General features: G+C 35.3%; 14 protein-coding genes. 4 read left to right on the top strand and 10 right to left on the bottom strand.

Going from position 1 to position 14,709, the window contains the following annotated elements; genetic code table 11:
- Positions 1-1,850: 1,850 nt before the first annotated feature.
- Genes efp through BW942_RS01160 form a run of 4 tightly spaced genes read left to right on the top strand, consistent with a single transcriptional unit; the run spans position 1,851 to position 4,435 of the window.
- A complete protein-coding gene (gene efp, locus BW942_RS01175; RefSeq protein WP_000172195.1) occupies positions 1,851-2,417 on the top strand; it encodes an elongation factor P in 567 nt (188 codons plus the stop codon).
- Positions 2,418-2,439: 22 nt separating this feature from the next.
- Positions 2,440-2,973 carry a 1,2-dihydroxy-3-keto-5-methylthiopentene dioxygenase gene (locus tag BW942_RS01170; RefSeq protein ID WP_000201440.1) on the top strand — a complete coding sequence of 178 codons (534 nt, stop codon included), beginning with the start codon at positions 2,440-2,442 and terminating at the stop codon, positions 2,971-2,973.
- Position 2,974: 1 nt separating this feature from the next.
- Positions 2,975-3,724 carry a methylthioribulose 1-phosphate dehydratase gene (gene mtnB / locus BW942_RS01165; RefSeq protein WP_000111953.1) on the top strand — a complete coding sequence of 250 codons (750 nt, stop codon included), beginning with the start codon at positions 2,975-2,977 and terminating at the stop codon, positions 3,722-3,724.
- 12 nt (positions 3,725-3,736) lie between these two features.
- Entirely contained in the window at positions 3,737-4,435 is a 699-nt protein-coding gene (locus BW942_RS01160; protein WP_000093663.1) for an SDR family NAD(P)-dependent oxidoreductase, read from the top strand.
- 3 nt (positions 4,436-4,438) lie between these two features.
- On the opposite strand, the gene BW942_RS01155 is transcribed toward BW942_RS01160, so the two are convergent.
- The 10 genes from BW942_RS01155 to BW942_RS01110 form a co-directional block, all read right to left on the bottom strand.
- Positions 4,439-6,700 carry a histidine kinase N-terminal 7TM domain-containing protein gene (locus BW942_RS01155; protein ID WP_229309473.1) on the bottom strand — a complete coding sequence of 754 codons (2,262 nt, stop codon included), beginning with the start codon at positions 6,698-6,700 and terminating at the stop codon, positions 4,439-4,441.
- 54 nt (positions 6,701-6,754) lie between these two features.
- A complete protein-coding gene (locus BW942_RS21640) occupies positions 6,755-6,982 on the bottom strand; it encodes a hypothetical protein (RefSeq protein ID WP_001052991.1) in 228 nt (75 codons plus the stop codon).
- A 227-nt stretch (positions 6,983-7,209) separates the two neighbouring features.
- Entirely contained in the window at positions 7,210-7,557 is a 348-nt protein-coding gene (locus tag BW942_RS01150; protein WP_001972568.1) for an LB_289 family protein, read from the bottom strand.
- Between the two features lie 217 nt (positions 7,558-7,774).
- Complete coding sequence (locus BW942_RS01145) at positions 7,775-8,206, bottom strand: acyl-CoA thioesterase (RefSeq protein WP_001972581.1); 432 nt, start codon at positions 8,204-8,206, stop codon at positions 7,775-7,777.
- A gap of 5 nt (positions 8,207-8,211) precedes the next feature.
- Positions 8,212-8,940: a Yip1 family protein gene (locus BW942_RS01140; RefSeq protein ID WP_000033181.1), complete on the bottom strand. Its 729-nt coding sequence runs from the start codon at positions 8,938-8,940 to the stop codon at positions 8,212-8,214.
- Between the two features lie 335 nt (positions 8,941-9,275).
- Positions 9,276-10,877: an FMN-binding glutamate synthase family protein gene (locus tag BW942_RS01135; RefSeq protein ID WP_001181593.1), complete on the bottom strand. Its 1,602-nt coding sequence runs from the start codon at positions 10,875-10,877 to the stop codon at positions 9,276-9,278.
- A 62-nt stretch (positions 10,878-10,939) separates the two neighbouring features.
- Entirely contained in the window at positions 10,940-11,734 is a 795-nt protein-coding gene (locus BW942_RS01130) for a UDP-2,3-diacylglucosamine diphosphatase (protein WP_000667237.1), read from the bottom strand.
- 1,172 nt (positions 11,735-12,906) lie between these two features.
- On the bottom strand, positions 12,907-13,557 hold the full coding sequence (locus tag BW942_RS01120) for an energy transducer TonB (RefSeq protein ID WP_000776116.1): 651 nt from the start codon (positions 13,555-13,557) through the stop codon (positions 12,907-12,909).
- A 9-nt stretch (positions 13,558-13,566) separates the two neighbouring features.
- A complete protein-coding gene (locus BW942_RS01115) occupies positions 13,567-13,971 on the bottom strand; it encodes an ExbD/TolR family protein (protein WP_000919048.1) in 405 nt (134 codons plus the stop codon).
- Between the two features lie 88 nt (positions 13,972-14,059).
- Positions 14,060-14,674, bottom strand: a complete 615-nt coding sequence (locus tag BW942_RS01110; protein WP_000177702.1) for a MotA/TolQ/ExbB proton channel family protein — start codon at positions 14,672-14,674, stop codon at positions 14,060-14,062.
- Positions 14,675-14,709: the final 35 nt, after the last annotated feature.

Here is a 14,709-nt window from a genome sequence, read left to right as displayed (position 1 = left end):
ACGTTCCTGTGGGAAGTTGTCGGGGATACTGTTCTCGGTAGTAAAAAAGTCCATTACAATTCGAGTTTGAATTATTACAAATTCATACATTAGAATCTATGAGTTCTGTTTTAGGTAAATTCTGGCGCATTTTGAAAAAGTAAATTTTAATAGGGTTGTGCTTTTAGTTTTTATCTACGAATTGAACTATCGATAACTATGTAAAAAAGTACCAATGGTTTGACTCAGACCGGTTTTTGCGATAAAGATTTGTAGTATCTATTTATTACATAGATTTTAGTAAAAATAAATTTTTCGATATTTCAATTTGCTAAGTTTAACTTCAATTGCTTTCGTGTCTGATGAAATCAAACTTGTTCCAATTCCTACAGATTTTTTTAGACGTGGTAGTTTCCTACATTTTCAAAAGGGATTTGTAAAATTCAAATTTTATATTACTCAGAGCTATGTAATAAAATACCGATTTTTTTACATTGAAAACAGTTCTGCGATCAAATTGAATGATCTCAGTTTTATAAAAATTGGTAGTTTCCACAAATTCGATTCGTATTACGGATGTTACACATTCCAATCGTTCTAAAAATAAAGAAGCATGTGGGAGAAAATCACTCTAAAATTTAAAGACAACCAACCATATTTCATAAAGAATTTTTGCATGAAACATGTTCAATGACAATTATTCAATTAAAGAGTTCGTCCCAAATCCTATCGAACGATCCGATTGAGTTTCACAAAAATCTGGGAATTACTACGAAAATTGAACGAGATTAGAACTGCTCGAAAGTTACCAAATGCGACCTAATTTGTAGGAACTACTGCATTTGATTAAAAATTTTTAAAGAATCGGGTAAAACTCTTTGAGGTCTTAAGGCAAGCTCTAAAACTCATTTTATAAGATTCCCAGATTTAAATAGGCTAATTCAAGTTTTTTACTCAGAACTATGTAATAAAGTATCTAATAGAATTGTTGAAAAATGAATTTTCCATCTTGTTTCTGTTTCATGGAATGGTCGATTGAAGTAATTCTACTAATCGCTGCTATGGAATTTTTCAACAACTTTAATACTCTTGGTTGAAATAGGTTGGTAATAAAGATTTACGGTGTTTAATTTTATAAACATCAGTAAAAAAACGATTTTACAGACAAACAGTAAATCAACGTGAGTTTGACGTAAGGAACTCATGATTTTGAAAAAAGCTGAAATCTGAACTTTACAAATCGATTCTTTAAATGTAGGAACTACCACAATTTATAACAATTAAATCTGTCGCATTTAAGTGCGGGAACTATACTACAAATCACAATTTTACGAACAAATTTTAAAATTGTAGGAATTTATACTTTTAGAAAATTTTTTCTTACACTGAATGCACGTTAAATCAGTAAACGACTTCTGTGAGAATACCACCAGAAGGTTGAAGGGTAATTTTCTGAGAAGAGCAGCCGCTATTTTAGGATTTTATTATATTCTGAAAATTCATTTTGTGCTTATTTCTACGAAACAGGTCTCTCTGAAAACTTAGTATTTCACTCCTCTGAGGTTTTTTAAGTTCAAAATAATAGTCAGGTTGTTTCTTGAATTTCTCTGCGTGTTATTTGCACTGGATTGATGTCTGTACTGGGAGGGATGATAAATAGGCTATGTATTTTAAATATAAGACAGCTCGGAATTTTGGTTTGGCGGAATCTAGGATTCTTAAAGGTTTCGCTGTCCTCGTCGATTAATTCAGTGCCAGACTCTTTTAATTCAACATCTCGCTTTCTATGGGGCGCTCGACGGGTTCTTTTTCTTGACAATGGGTTCGTTTCTAAAGAAATAGAAGGAGGTAAATTATTCGTAGGAAATTCCATGACTCTTGGTATCACAGAAGTAAAAAAAGGTATGGTTCTCAAAGTAGAAGGGGATCTTTATTCGGTAGTTAAAACCGAGTTCGTAAACCCTGGAAAGGGATCTGCTTTTATCAGAACAAAACTCAAGAACCTCACCAGAAATAGTTCTATCGAACGTACTTTCAAAGCTGCAGAGAAATTAGAAAGTGTTGAGTTAGAAAAAAGAAATATGACCATCTGCTACACCGAAGGGGATGATATCATCTTCATGGACTCTAACGATTTCGAACAAATGCCGGTGTCTAAAGAATATGTAGAAGATATTCTTCCTTTCTTAAAAGAAGAAACACCTATGGAAGTTACATTCTACGAAGGAAAACCGATCGGAGTAATCCCACCAAATTTTTCCATTTTAGAAGTAACTTATGCAGAAGAAGGTCTGAAAGGAGATACTTCTGGTACGGCTCAAAAAAGAATTACTGTAGAAACCGGTGGAGAAATAAACGTTCCTATTTTTGTAAAACAAGGGGACGTTATCAAAATTGATCTGCGGGATCTCACCTATGTAGAAAGAGTCAGTAAATAACGTTCGTGGAGAATTATCTATTATGGCAACGATAGTAAGACAAAATGGTCTGACGCCAATTCAGGAAACAAATGAAGTAAAATCTTTTCTCAAGGAGAGAGGGATTGACTATGATCATTGGAAGGTGCCGCATAACGCGTCAAATCTGACAGATAAGGAAGTTTTGGTAGATACGGAAAAGGAAGAACTATTAAAAAAACTGGATGATCGATTTGAAACTCTAAAAGCAAAAGAGGGTTATCAATCTAGGGACTTGATCGTATTACATCCGAATGTTTCCGGATTGAATGAAATGCTCGCGAAGTTTGATAAAGTTCACTATCACACTGACGAAGAAGTTAGATACATCGTGGATGGATCGGGAGTTTTTGGCTTTGCATTTAAGGATGAAAAATTTTTAGTTCACGTATACAAGGACGATTTCATTTCCGTTCCAAGAAATACAAATCATTGGTTTTATCTGGATGATAAAAAAAGAATCAAAGCGGTTCGTTACTTTCAAGATATGAGCGGTTGGGTACCAAACTACGTGGAAGAAACCAATTCCCTGGACTGATATGTCCGTTAAAAAACAATTGGAAAGGCTCTCTGAATTGGGGGCATACTACCATAAAAACGGATGGATGCCTGGAACTGCCGGAAACTTATCCATTCGAATTCCCGAAGAATCCGGGTTCTGGGTCAGCGGAAGTGGGTTGGATAAAGACCTTCTCAACAAACGCAATTTTCTTTATGTCGATTTAGAATCGGGCAAACCGGTAGATTCCAAAAATGTAAAGGCGACTAAAGGACTAAAACCCAGCGCGGAAACCTCAATCCATAGGGCCGTATATCGAGCGTTAGACGAGGTTGGTTGTGGTTTACACGTTCATACTCTTGAATCGAATCTAATTTGTGCAAATACTTCTAAAAACGAACCAATTGCTTTATTTGAACTCCCGGCGATCGAAATTTTAAAAGCATACGGAATTTGGGAGGAAAATCCAAAGGTTTATGTTCCCATAATATATAATTTTCCGAATGTACAGGATATTTCCGATTGTTTGGAAAAATATCTAAAGGAATACAGGCCACACGTTCCATTTTGTATCATCGAAAAACACGGGATTACCGTTTGGGGTAAAGATGCGGTTCAGGCGAATCGAAATCTAGAAGCGACAGATTTTATTCTCAAATACATGACCTCTTGGAAAAGTTTTTCGTATTCGGGTGAACCGAGAAAACTTTCTGTTAGTGATGTATTGGAACAAGATCGTCGAGAGATATTTTCCGTCGAATTTCCGGTATATCCGGCTACTTTTTATTAAGCGGAGAATTTTTTGTCTTCTGAACAAGAAAACAAACTCATTCTCGTAGCCGGTGCAGGTTCGGGGATTGGAAAATCTGTATTAGAAAATCTGAATTTACTAAATCAGGCTGCAATCGGAGTTTCTAGGACCGGAGTGGTTTGGAAAACGAGTGAAGGGTTTCAATCCGGAAAGAATTTTCAATGTAATCTTTCCAGACAATCCGAGGTTCTTGAATTTGTAGAAGTTTTAAAAAAGCAAGTATCCTACTTAGGAGGGGTCTACTTTACTTTTGGGAGTGGGCTTTTTAAGTCCATAGAACAAATCGCATTAGAAGAATGGAATGCACATTTCGTTCTCAACCTAAATTCTCTATTTTTACTTACAAAGGAAATTCTTCCATTATTAAGATCTGGTTCCTTTTTATGTTATCTGTCTTCCACGGCGGGTTACCAAGGTTTTCCGAACTCGATTGCGTATTGTGCCAGCCGTCACGCGATTGCAGGTTTTGCAAAGGCTCTTCGAGAAGAATTAAAATCCAAGGGGATTCGAGTTATTACAGTCTATCCCGGAGCGGTTTATACGGATATATGGAAGGGTAGGGAAGGATTTGATCAGGACGATATGATTCCAGTGGATGATTTTGGAAAGTGGCTTGCAACGTTGTCTATTTTGCCGGATGTGGTATATCCGGATGAAATTAGACTGCTTCCTCGTAAAGGAATTTTATAATATTCATGTATTATTATTTTTTAATGGAATTCCTACTTTAAATACAGTTCTACCTGGAATAGAATCAAATGAGATTGTGCCGTTATGTTTTTCAACTACTTTAAGACAAATGTCCAAACCGAGACCGCTTCCTTCGCCTGGGGGTTTTGTGGTAAAAAAAGGATTAAAAATTTTGTCTCGAATCGATTCTGGAATACCTGGACCCGAGTCTTCTACTAAAATAACGGCAAAGTTATCTTCTTTATATCCCTGGATTTTTAGTTTACCGGAGTAAGTCATCGCCTGTACAGCGTTCATGATTAGATTTGTCCAAAGATGTAAAAGATCGTCTCGATAAATAGGAACGGGAGGTAGGTCTTCAAATTCTACGGAAAGTTCAACGCCGTGGCGGAATAAATTTTGGTAGAGTGTTAAAACGGTTTCTACATTTTCGCGTAAATTAGAATCTTCTAATACACTATTATTATCAAAATGTGCAAAACTTTTTAAGGCGTATAAAATTTTAGAAGATCTTTCCACTGCGGTCTGAATCGTTTGAGAGTTTCTTTCCGGTCCTAAAAGATTAGTGATCAATTCTAAAATGGAAACGGCTTCTTTATGTTTTAGAAGATCTATGTATTCTTTTTCTTTTCCATAAAGACCACATTCAAATGCGGCTTCGCAGAGTTCATTGGGAGCGGAAACAAATCCAAGATCTTCCAGATTTGCTCTAATTTCTTTAATGCGTTTTCTTCTTTCAATACCCAAAATCAAATCAGAATGTTGACCCGCGATTTCTATAATATCTATGATTTGGTTTCTGATTTTCTCAGAAAGTTTTCTTAAAAGTTGAAAATAGTCTTTAGATTTCTCTCGAAAAGATTTGGTATAATATTGAATGTTTTGATTTGAAGCTTGGATTGCACCTAACGGATTATTGATTTCGTGCGCGATTCCGGACACGAGTTGACCCAAGTCAGCGAGTTTTGCAGTTTGAACGAGTTGGGCTTGAGTTTTTTTAAGAGTCTCGATGATTTTTTCCAGTTCTTTTTTTTGATCTTCGATCATCTGATTCTTTTTAGTGATTTCTTCGTTTGCGGATTTTAAATTTGCAATTTCATTTTCCGCGTTGTAGACGTCGGTTAGATCTGCACCTGCAGATATGATATAATTCGTATTGGAATGATCGTCCTTAATTTCTCTGTTTTCCCATAGGATTACTTTACGTTCTTTGAATTTACTAATCCACTGCTCTTGAGCCTTAGGAATAAAATTGCTTCGAATCATTTTAAAATATTTTTTCTTAACGAATTCTCTTTTTCTAGGTTCAACAAAAATTTCCCAAAAAGTATGCCCGTGAACTTCTTTAAAACGATAGCCAAATGCGTTTTCACATGCTTTATTGAATCTGAGAATTCTTCCTTCTCTATCGAGTGCTAAAAAAAGAACCCGAGTGGAATCTAAAATCATATTCAAAAAGTTTTTTTCTTCGATTGCTCTTACTTCACCTAACTTGCGTTCTGTGATATTTCGTAGAGTGAGTATCCAAAAATCACTTGGTGTAGATCGATTGGAGAAATTCTTAAGAATTACTTCGTAATATCTAAGTTCTCCATTCATAAAAAGTCTAAGATCCGGAATGGAATCGATTTCCTTTAGTTTGTACTTTTCAATCAGGTAATCCAACTCCGGATAAATTTCTTTTAGGGTAACACCTGTAAAATTAAGTCGATTTAGAAATAACGCAACAGATGCTTCGTTGTAATCTAAAATCAAATTATTTTTGTCTAATATTAAAATTCCGTCTTGGATGAGATTAAAAACTTTATCCCTTGCGACAGGAATCAAATCCATCATCTTAAAATAAAAAATTCCGTATGCCCAAACGAGGGAAGTTATACAACCGGTAATTGGGAATACGTCCAGATGAGGATTGATGAACGGAAAAAGACCCGTAACCGTCATCAGTCCTCCTAAAAATGGAAATAAGATTCCGATTAAAAGCATAAACATTTGTGCTCTTTTAAAACCGTTAAAAGTTAAAAATTTCCAAATTAGAATCGTTATGACGATCGTTTGAATCAAAAGATAATAAGAAACTGAAAATTTCATCCAAGGACCGAAATCGTATGTGAGAACTTTCCAAGAAGTATTTGCAAGAAACTGAATGTTTTTACGTATTAATTCTGATTTGTATCCAGACCAGATAACAAATTCGTTTGAAATTGGAAATAGTAAAATAAAAAAGATTAAGGAAAGTCGATAAACAAAAGTGAGTCTAAGAATTAAAAAAGAAATGCCGATGATGGTGATGTCTCTTCCGATAAATTGAAAATTGTCTCAAAAAAGAATCCATTTTTCATTTCGCGAAACGATTTCGAAAAAGCTTCCAAATGAGTACAAAGCGAGTCCGGTAACAACGAGTAGAAATTCCTTACTTCCTTGAACCCTTCGATTTTTATACGCTATTAGCGAATTAATTCCAAAAACTATAAAAGAAAAACCAGAATAAAAAGCGAAAGCAGACCAGACGAGTTCCATGTTTTCATGTAGAGGTGGTAGATTCATTATCGCTATCGTTCGAGGTTCGATTTTTTGAATAAGTTTGTAGAGTAAGCGAAAATGATTGAAGTGAAAAGTAGAAAAATGAAGTCGTTTTAAAAATTAAAGTTTTTATTTTGTTTTTTAGATTATTTGAATGATTTTAAAGCAGAGGGTATAGTTGTAAAAAAATATAATATGTCGATTCTGTGAAATTGCAAGCGAGTAAAGTTGTTTATAGGAAGAAATCGGGATTAAACCTCGATTTCTTCCTCTGTTTCTTCGTTCATTAATTCTTTAAGTTCATTATACGCTTTTTCTTTTTCTTGAACCCCAGTTTTTTTGATGGCTTTTCGAAGTACATTTTCCCATTGTTTTGCAGGAAGATTTGCTTGAATATCTTCTAAAAGTTCTAAAACTGCGATGTCGTCTCCCGTATTGAAGATTTCCGTAGCGTCATAACGAAAAAGTGCCGAAAGTTCGTCGATATAAACCCCAACACTATTTCCTTTGCCGGAGGCTAATCTCTTTTCTTGAAGCTGAACCTTTTTTTCTGCTTTGCGGAGATCTCTTTCTCTTCTTTCCAGTTCGGTGCGTTTCATAGAAAAACCCTCAAGTATAGCTAATAAGCCAGTTTTTTCCGAGGACTTTTGATGTATAGGAGATTCCCCAAAAGCTCCCAGCATAAAATGTAAAAATACGATTACTCTCTTATTTATAGACGGGGCAAACGATCGTTTTAATAATAAGATACTTTCTTAACGTCTAAATTATAGGTTACTAGAGTCGTTATAGAGAAAATATTTTTAGTTGGAATCTTTAAGGAAAAATTTTTCTAAATCCATTTGGAAGAGCGCCTAATTTTCGAGTTGTATAATCCATAAATACAATTCCAGTCTTAGCTTCACAAATTACTCTGCCGTTGGCAGGACCGTCTGCGTGAGTCATTCTGTAGAAAATGTCACAACCTTTTGGATTGAAGTCGCCAGCGGTAATTTCTACTCGGACCTTATCTCGAAAAAATGCTTCTGCTTTATAAACAACTGCAATATCCGTCATGATGATTCCTAGTCCCTCTACATTGAGTTCGTTGTAATTATGTTCTAGAAAAAATCTAGCTCTTGCTTCGTGAAGTAAAGAGATTACTCTATCGTGGGCAAGATGATCGGCGAAGTTGACGTCGTAGATTCTTACGTCTAGATCTACAGACCAGATGAATTGATTTGGAAGTTCTAATTGAATTCTCGCCATGACTGTCATTCCTTTGTGTTTTTTGCTTTTTCCATTGCTTTTTGAATGATTCCTTCAACTGCTTCTGTTTCGGGTTCTATTTGAGATTGTTCTTCTTTTATAATTGGCTTATAGGAATTGATACCCTCTATAACCTTGTGGTTTTTTACGTATAAGTCCATTTTAGAATATTGAAGATACAATAGAATGAGTACAAATCCTGAAAGAATTGCCGCAGTTCTTTTGATGGGTGCTTGTAGATAACAAGTAAGAGCTAAATAAAATAAAAAAGGAATGTATGCAGTAAAAACAATTCCAATTCCAAGCCCAAGATACAAGTGAACATATCCTCCAAAACTTTGAAAAAATAATGCGGCCCAGAATGTGCTAAAGATTGCAGTGCTAGCTCTAAAATTTTTTTTCCAGTTGGTATTTCCTCCGCAGATCCAAGAAAAAAACATATAAATAAAACCTAAAATAGGAAAAACGATAATACTAGAAATTAAATACGCCAAGGGCATTTCTAAAAATAACAAAGTTAAAGGAGGATTTAAAAATTCTTTCGGAGTAAACAATGTCATTCCCAAGACAGCAACTATGTATAAAAACCCCATATATACTAAACAACGAAGGTATAGGGAAATTAGAGATTCTTCAGGAGTTTTAGAAAGATTTTTAAAATAGAAAGTTGGTTTTATCAAAACGTCTCTGGCTTCTTCGATTGTGTTTGTAAAAGAAAAGGAAAACTTGGACATGGATTTGTACGTTTCACACAGGTTTTTTTCTAGAAATCAATGTGGCAAGAGGAAAAGAAATTCAAGCTCCTAAATTGAGTTTAGAATTCATCTTAGAAGCACTTCGTTTTAAATATCACTGAAGTCTTTTTTAAAAACATTTTTGAAATGAGACTTTTCTTTAATCATCTTTTTCTACAAAATTATATTAGAGTTGTTAAAAAATTAATTTTTCATCTTGTTTCTGTTTCATAAAATGTTTAATCAAAGCAGTTTTGTAAATCAAGCGCTATGGAATTTTTCAACAACTCTATTGTATGTCCCGGTTGATAATTAAATTTTTAAAATGCAGAAACTCATACAGTTTTAGGATGTTCTTGTTTAGTAGTGCCTTGCATATATTCTTCCAAATAAGTATGATCCGTATAGTCCAACATTTTCGTAAAATGAACGTGATCTCTTTCATAACCTAAAATCGTTTCTAAGGTTTTAAAAATATTGAGTCCTGCACTAATTTCAATATCACTTCCTCTAAATTGAAGTGGGTGCTCGTATCCTGCTGCGTGTGTGACTGAAAGTACTTCTTTTCTGAGTCCTTTAATATAATTCGCGTTTCGCTCCGCTTTGAGTTCGATGTCTAGGCCAGCTTGTAGCCAGCGATTTTGGGTTGCGACTCCTGCCGGACAATGATCCGTATGACAACGTTGTGCTTGAATACAACCGATGGACATCATTGCTTCTCTTGCGACGTTGATCAAGTCACAACCCATTGCAAAGGCTACGATAGCTCTATCAGGAAATCCTAATTTACCACTTCCGATCCAAGCCATTCTTTCCGAAAGTTTTTCCTTTTGAAAGATCTGATAGACTCTTGCAAAACCTACTTTAAAAGGAAGAGAAACGTGATCTGCAAAAGCGAGAGGTGCGGCTCCGGTTCCACCTTCTCCGCCGTCGATCGTGATAAAGTCCGGGCCCTTGTTGGTTTGTTTCATCCTTTCGGCAAGTTCGTTCCAGAAATGGATTTCACCAATGGCGCTTTTAATCCCAACTGGAAGGCCGCTTGCGAAATGAAGTCTTTCGATAAAGTCGATCAGTTCGTTTACGTTTCCGAATTCAGAATGTGCGTTAGGAGAAACACAGTCTTTTCCTATGGGAACTCCTCGAATACTCGCGATTTGTTTTGTGACTTTTTTGCCGGGAAGAATTCCACCTTTACCCGGTTTGGCGCCTTGGGAAAGTTTTATTTCTATCATCCTTATTTGAGGATTCTCTTGGATTTTCTGACCAAACACTTCTAAAGAAAAATTTCCTTTTTCGTCTCTTGCGCCAAAGTATCCAGTTCCGATCTGCCAAACGATGTCTCCGCCTAACTTGTGATAGGGGCTAATTCCACCTTCGCCCGTATTTTGATAACAATGAGCCATCATCGCTCCTTTGTTAAGAGCGGAGACTGCGTTTTTTCCGAGAGATCCGTAGGACATAGCAGAAATATTTACGACGGAAGGAGGGCGAAACGGTTTTTTACGGTTATGAAATTCACCAATGACCTTAAGACAAGGAATCATGGAAGTATCGTTTTTAAGATGTTTTACTTTCGACTCCGGAAAAGGAAACGCGCTGTGTTTGATAATTGGGTAACCCGCTTCGTATAAAAGTTCCGTTGTTCCGAAACCGAAGTTATTATTCTGTTTTTTGGCGGTCGCATAAACCCAGGAACGTTCTGCTCGATTGAAAGGCATTTCCTCCTTATCGTTTGCAACCCAATATTGTCTGAGTTCGGGGCCGATCGTTTCAAATATATATCTGATTCTACCCACGAGAGGAAAGTTATGTTTGATTGCGTGTCTTCTTTGAAAGATGTCGTGTAGAAGCGCAAAAAAAAGATAAGTTCCAATTGTATAAAACAAGGAATACCAAGGATGTTCCGAAATAAATTGCAAGATCATAGAATTTTGCATCCGGTAATTCTGCACCTTTGGAAAGTGTTTCGCAAGAAATATTTTTATCAAAGAAAAGATTCTTATTTGTGTTTGTAGACGAACTCTTTAGAAAATTCTCCCCGTTTATTCATTTTGGCTCCGATAAAACGTGAACCGTCCTGTATGACAAAACTATTACTTTTTACCCAATCACCCGTATTGATGATTTTTAAATGAGGAACACATAGGAAGTCATGAGTATGTCCGGAAATTAAAACACGATTTCCTTGGTGTGTGATTTTTGAAAGTCGTTTGTAGTATCCTAGAATTTCTTCCGGTGTATTTGGATCCTGTCTATTTAGATGTTTTTGGTAAAAAGCTTCCGAAAAACGAAAAAGGTTTGGAATGAGTAGCGCAATTGTATGCAAAAAACGTAATAGAAAAATAGAACCGATCCATGTGAAACGGTTGTACTGTCCTTGATGTCCGTGAACGGCAATCAGTAGATCGTTTTCCGTTTTTTCGCATATGTTCCAGTTTCTTTCTTTAAGATATTTCTGGATTTTAGGAGGTAGATTCATTAAATACGAAGTGGAGTCATGATTTCCGACTATGTAAATTTTATTTCCACCAAACGCGGATAAGTTGTCTAATCTATCGAAAAGTTTATTGAATTTTTTTTTACTTCTTTTGAGTCTACGAGAAGCGCTAAAGAACCAATTTTCTATAATATCTCCCACGAGGTAGACGTTCTTGAAACGGACGTTTCTCTGATTTAAATGATCTAAAAATTGAAAAAGTTCTTTGTGTTTGTGGGATTTTATTTTTTTGTTGAGAAGGTAGTGAACATCCGAAAGAAAAATTCCATCATAAATTTTGTTCTTTTCAAATTTCATCAGTAGATCACTTTAAAATCAATCTGAATCGGAAAAGGACTTTAGTCAAACGATTCCGTATTTTACTTTAATCTTTTTAAAAATTGAATTTGAGTAGAATTTTTCGAAATGACAAAAATCATTTGTAACAGAAAATACAGATCTCTCTTCTGTAAAATCCAAAGTAGTTTATTTTAAAAAATTAAAATATTTCTACTCTAACAAAAAGTGTATGAGTTTTCGTAGATTACGTTTTTGATGATTTTATTTAGAATACTACAAAAGTGTATCAAAAATTTCCTACTGAAATAGTGTCGTTGCCTTGGTATTTTTATTCATCAAAATTTCCTTATGATGAGTGTATTTTAAAAGTCAAAAAGTAAGCTTTACGATTCTATAAAATTGAATACCGTAAATTTTTCTCGCAAGACACTCGGAACTTGTCTTAAAATCTCAAAGCGTGGGAACTATTACAAAGATTTGACGAGATTAGAATTACGTGAAAGTTTGCAAATTGCCAAATACAACCTAATTTGTAGGAACTACTGCAAACTTAAATTTTACAGTAAAATTTTCAAAATGTAGGAACTCATACTTTTAGAAAATTCTTTCTCGTTTTCTTGCGCTAAACTCACGTTGATTGATTAACTTTTTGAAGGAGATCCCACATTTTAAGTTTTGGAACAACTTCAGCATAAGTTTATATTTATACGTCTGAGTAGTAAGTAACTCTTACACTTTCAAAAGATGGAGTTCCCACATTTATTTTTAGATGTAGAAGTTCTCAAGAATTGTGTTTAATCTGGGATTATTGACTTTTTAAAATAACACTGAAATTCTAACGTTTGAAACAAATATTATTTTGATAAGGCAGAGCAATAAATAGAAAAACGCAGGTGTCCGCATGCTTTTTAGTACGATAGAATATTTTGATTTTTTAAATTAGACTGAGTTTAGTGCTACTAGGCTTAATTTAGCAGCTAAACGTCTATAACCAATTGAAACTAAAGACGAAATATTGTATTACGCTTCTTTCATACAATTTATTGGATTGGTTTTTTATTGTGTGGTTCTAAATTAAAAATTGGAAAGGCCAAAGAAAGTCAAATTTACAAACTAATTTGATTTACAGATTAGAAAATTCAATATAAATTATTGCCATTTCCTAAACAGTATATTAGGTTCTTTTAAAATTAGTCTTCTAGATTGAAAGAAATCGGAACTCGATGAGACATTTTGGTAGGTCTTCCTTGTACGTATCCTGGACTCCAACGAGCAAGTTTTACGATTTTAAGTGCTGCTTCATCAAAACCAAACCCGGCCTTGCCCGAGGCGATTTTAGCTCCTTGTAAATTTCCGTGTTCATCGATTTGAACAACGACGACAACTTGTTTGGAAACAATTCCTGCTGATTTGGCCTGAGCCGGAAAAAAATCTCTAAGATCAAAGTCGATAATCGGAGTAGGAGTTTTATCTCCGTTGTAGGAAAATAAATATCCGTCTTTATCTGTACCGTTTCCAGAAAGAGCATTTGGATTGAGATCTTCATCGATTGGATCTTCTGCGTTTTGGTTGGAACCTTCCACCCATTCTTGTTTTTCAACGGGAGCCGGAGAAGTTGTTCCACCGATCAATTCGGGAGGAATTTCTTCTAGATCTACTTCTACGTTTGTATCTAAATCTTCAGAAGAAATTTCTTCTTCCGGAAGATAGGTAGCAATGAAATAAGTTCCAATCGTCAAAGAATGTAAAATAAAAGAAACGATCAGACAAAAACGAAAGAGTCCGAATTTTAAAATTCTCTGTTTGATTTCAGGAATATTCACTACCATTTGCAATTTCATATGTTTCGCTTAACGTTTTACCGAAAGAGCAATTTTGGTGACTCCTGCTTTGCGGATTACTCCCATTGTTTCTGCAATTTGTCCATAGGGAAGGGAAGAATCTGCGGAAAGCGTTAGACGCATATTGGGCCTGATTTTAGAATCCCTTTCGAGATGTGCCTTTAACCTTTCTATAGATATGTCCGATCCTTCTAAAAGAATTTTTCCGTCTTTGGTCAAGGCTACTTGGACCGATTGGGCTACATTAGGGTCTGCGGCTGCAACCTTTGGAAGATTGATATTGATGGATTCTTTTTTTAAGAAGTTTGCCGTCACCATAAAGATTACCAGAAGAACTAAAATCACGTCCACCATCGGAGTGATGTTGATATTGCCTATTTCTTCTCCGTCGCCGGAGGGAGCAGAACCTGCCATATTTATGCTCTCCTTATCAGTTTTTATTCCTAACGGGTGCTAAGTTAAACTTTTTAATAAAATTAAGTTTTTATAATATTTCTTAAGTCTACTTCTTACGAGAAAGACTAGCAAGAAACTCTTTGGAAAGAATTTCTAAATTTGCCTGAATTACTTTTAGTTTACGAGTAAAATAATTATTTGCCATTACAACTGGAATGGCCACGCCTAAACCGGCTGCAGTTGCTAGAAGGGCGGTTGAAATGCTTCTCATTACGAATTCAGCCCCAGTACTTCCTAAGGTCCCTAAACCATAAAACGCTTTGATTACACCTAAAACCGTACCTAAAAGACCAATAAAAGGGGCGTTATTTCCTAACGTGTTTAAAATCGGAAGATGGTTTTCTAGTTCTATTCTTTCTCCGATGATTTTTCCTTCTTGTAATTCTGAAAGTGCTTCGTGACCGACCTCGTAATGTTCCGCTGAAAATTGAGAGAACTTTGCGTATATATTTCCGTGATTTTCGGAAGCGATTGACTTTACCGCAGAAAAATCACCTTTTCTGATTTCAGAAGTTAAAACCGGAAGAATTGCTTCCGTGTTTTTCAGATTTCTGCGAAAAATTAAAATTCTTTCAGTTCCTACCGCGAGAGCAACGATACTTGCAACGAGCATAACTACAAAAATGAAAGTCTCGCCGTATTCAACCAAAAACATTGTCATAATCTAAAATCCTCTAATATTCTTTATTTTCTAAA

The organism is Leptospira interrogans (assembly GCF_900156205.1).
GTDB lineage: Bacteria > Spirochaetota > Leptospiria > Leptospirales > Leptospiraceae > Leptospira > Leptospira interrogans.
The sequence above is the reverse complement of the archived record's forward strand: the minus strand, read 5'-3'. Positions and strand labels throughout refer to the sequence as shown.

What these genes read in the sequence shown, in the direction of transcription:
- efp (WP_000172195.1), top strand. Translation starts at nt 1,851, where the DNA reads ATGACTCTTGGTATCACAGAAGTAAAAAAAGGTATGGTTCTCAAAGTA.
- BW942_RS01170 (WP_000201440.1), top strand. Translation starts at nt 2,440, where the DNA reads ATGGCAACGATAGTAAGACAAAATGGTCTGACGCCAATTCAGGAAACA.
- mtnB (WP_000111953.1), top strand. Translation starts at nt 2,975, where the DNA reads ATGTCCGTTAAAAAACAATTGGAAAGGCTCTCTGAATTGGGGGCATAC.
- BW942_RS21640 (WP_001052991.1), bottom strand. Translation starts at nt 6,982, where the DNA reads ATGAATCTACCACCTCTACATGAAAACATGGAACTCGTCTGGTCTGCT.
- BW942_RS01150 (WP_001972568.1), bottom strand. Translation starts at nt 7,557, where the DNA reads ATGAAACGCACCGAACTGGAAAGAAGAGAAAGAGATCTCCGCAAAGCA.
- BW942_RS01145 (WP_001972581.1), bottom strand. Translation starts at nt 8,206, where the DNA reads ATGGCGAGAATTCAATTAGAACTTCCAAATCAATTCATCTGGTCTGTA.
- BW942_RS01140 (WP_000033181.1), bottom strand. Translation starts at nt 8,940, where the DNA reads ATGTCCAAGTTTTCCTTTTCTTTTACAAACACAATCGAAGAAGCCAGA.
- BW942_RS01135 (WP_001181593.1), bottom strand. Translation starts at nt 10,877, where the DNA reads ATGCAAAATTCTATGATCTTGCAATTTATTTCGGAACATCCTTGGTAT.
- BW942_RS01130 (WP_000667237.1), bottom strand. Translation starts at nt 11,734, where the DNA reads ATGAAATTTGAAAAGAACAAAATTTATGATGGAATTTTTCTTTCGGAT.
- BW942_RS01120 (WP_000776116.1), bottom strand. Translation starts at nt 13,557, where the DNA reads ATGAAATTGCAAATGGTAGTGAATATTCCTGAAATCAAACAGAGAATT.
- BW942_RS01115 (WP_000919048.1), bottom strand. Translation starts at nt 13,971, where the DNA reads ATGGCAGGTTCTGCTCCCTCCGGCGACGGAGAAGAAATAGGCAATATC.
- BW942_RS01110 (WP_000177702.1), bottom strand. Translation starts at nt 14,674, where the DNA reads ATGACAATGTTTTTGGTTGAATACGGCGAGACTTTCATTTTTGTAGTT.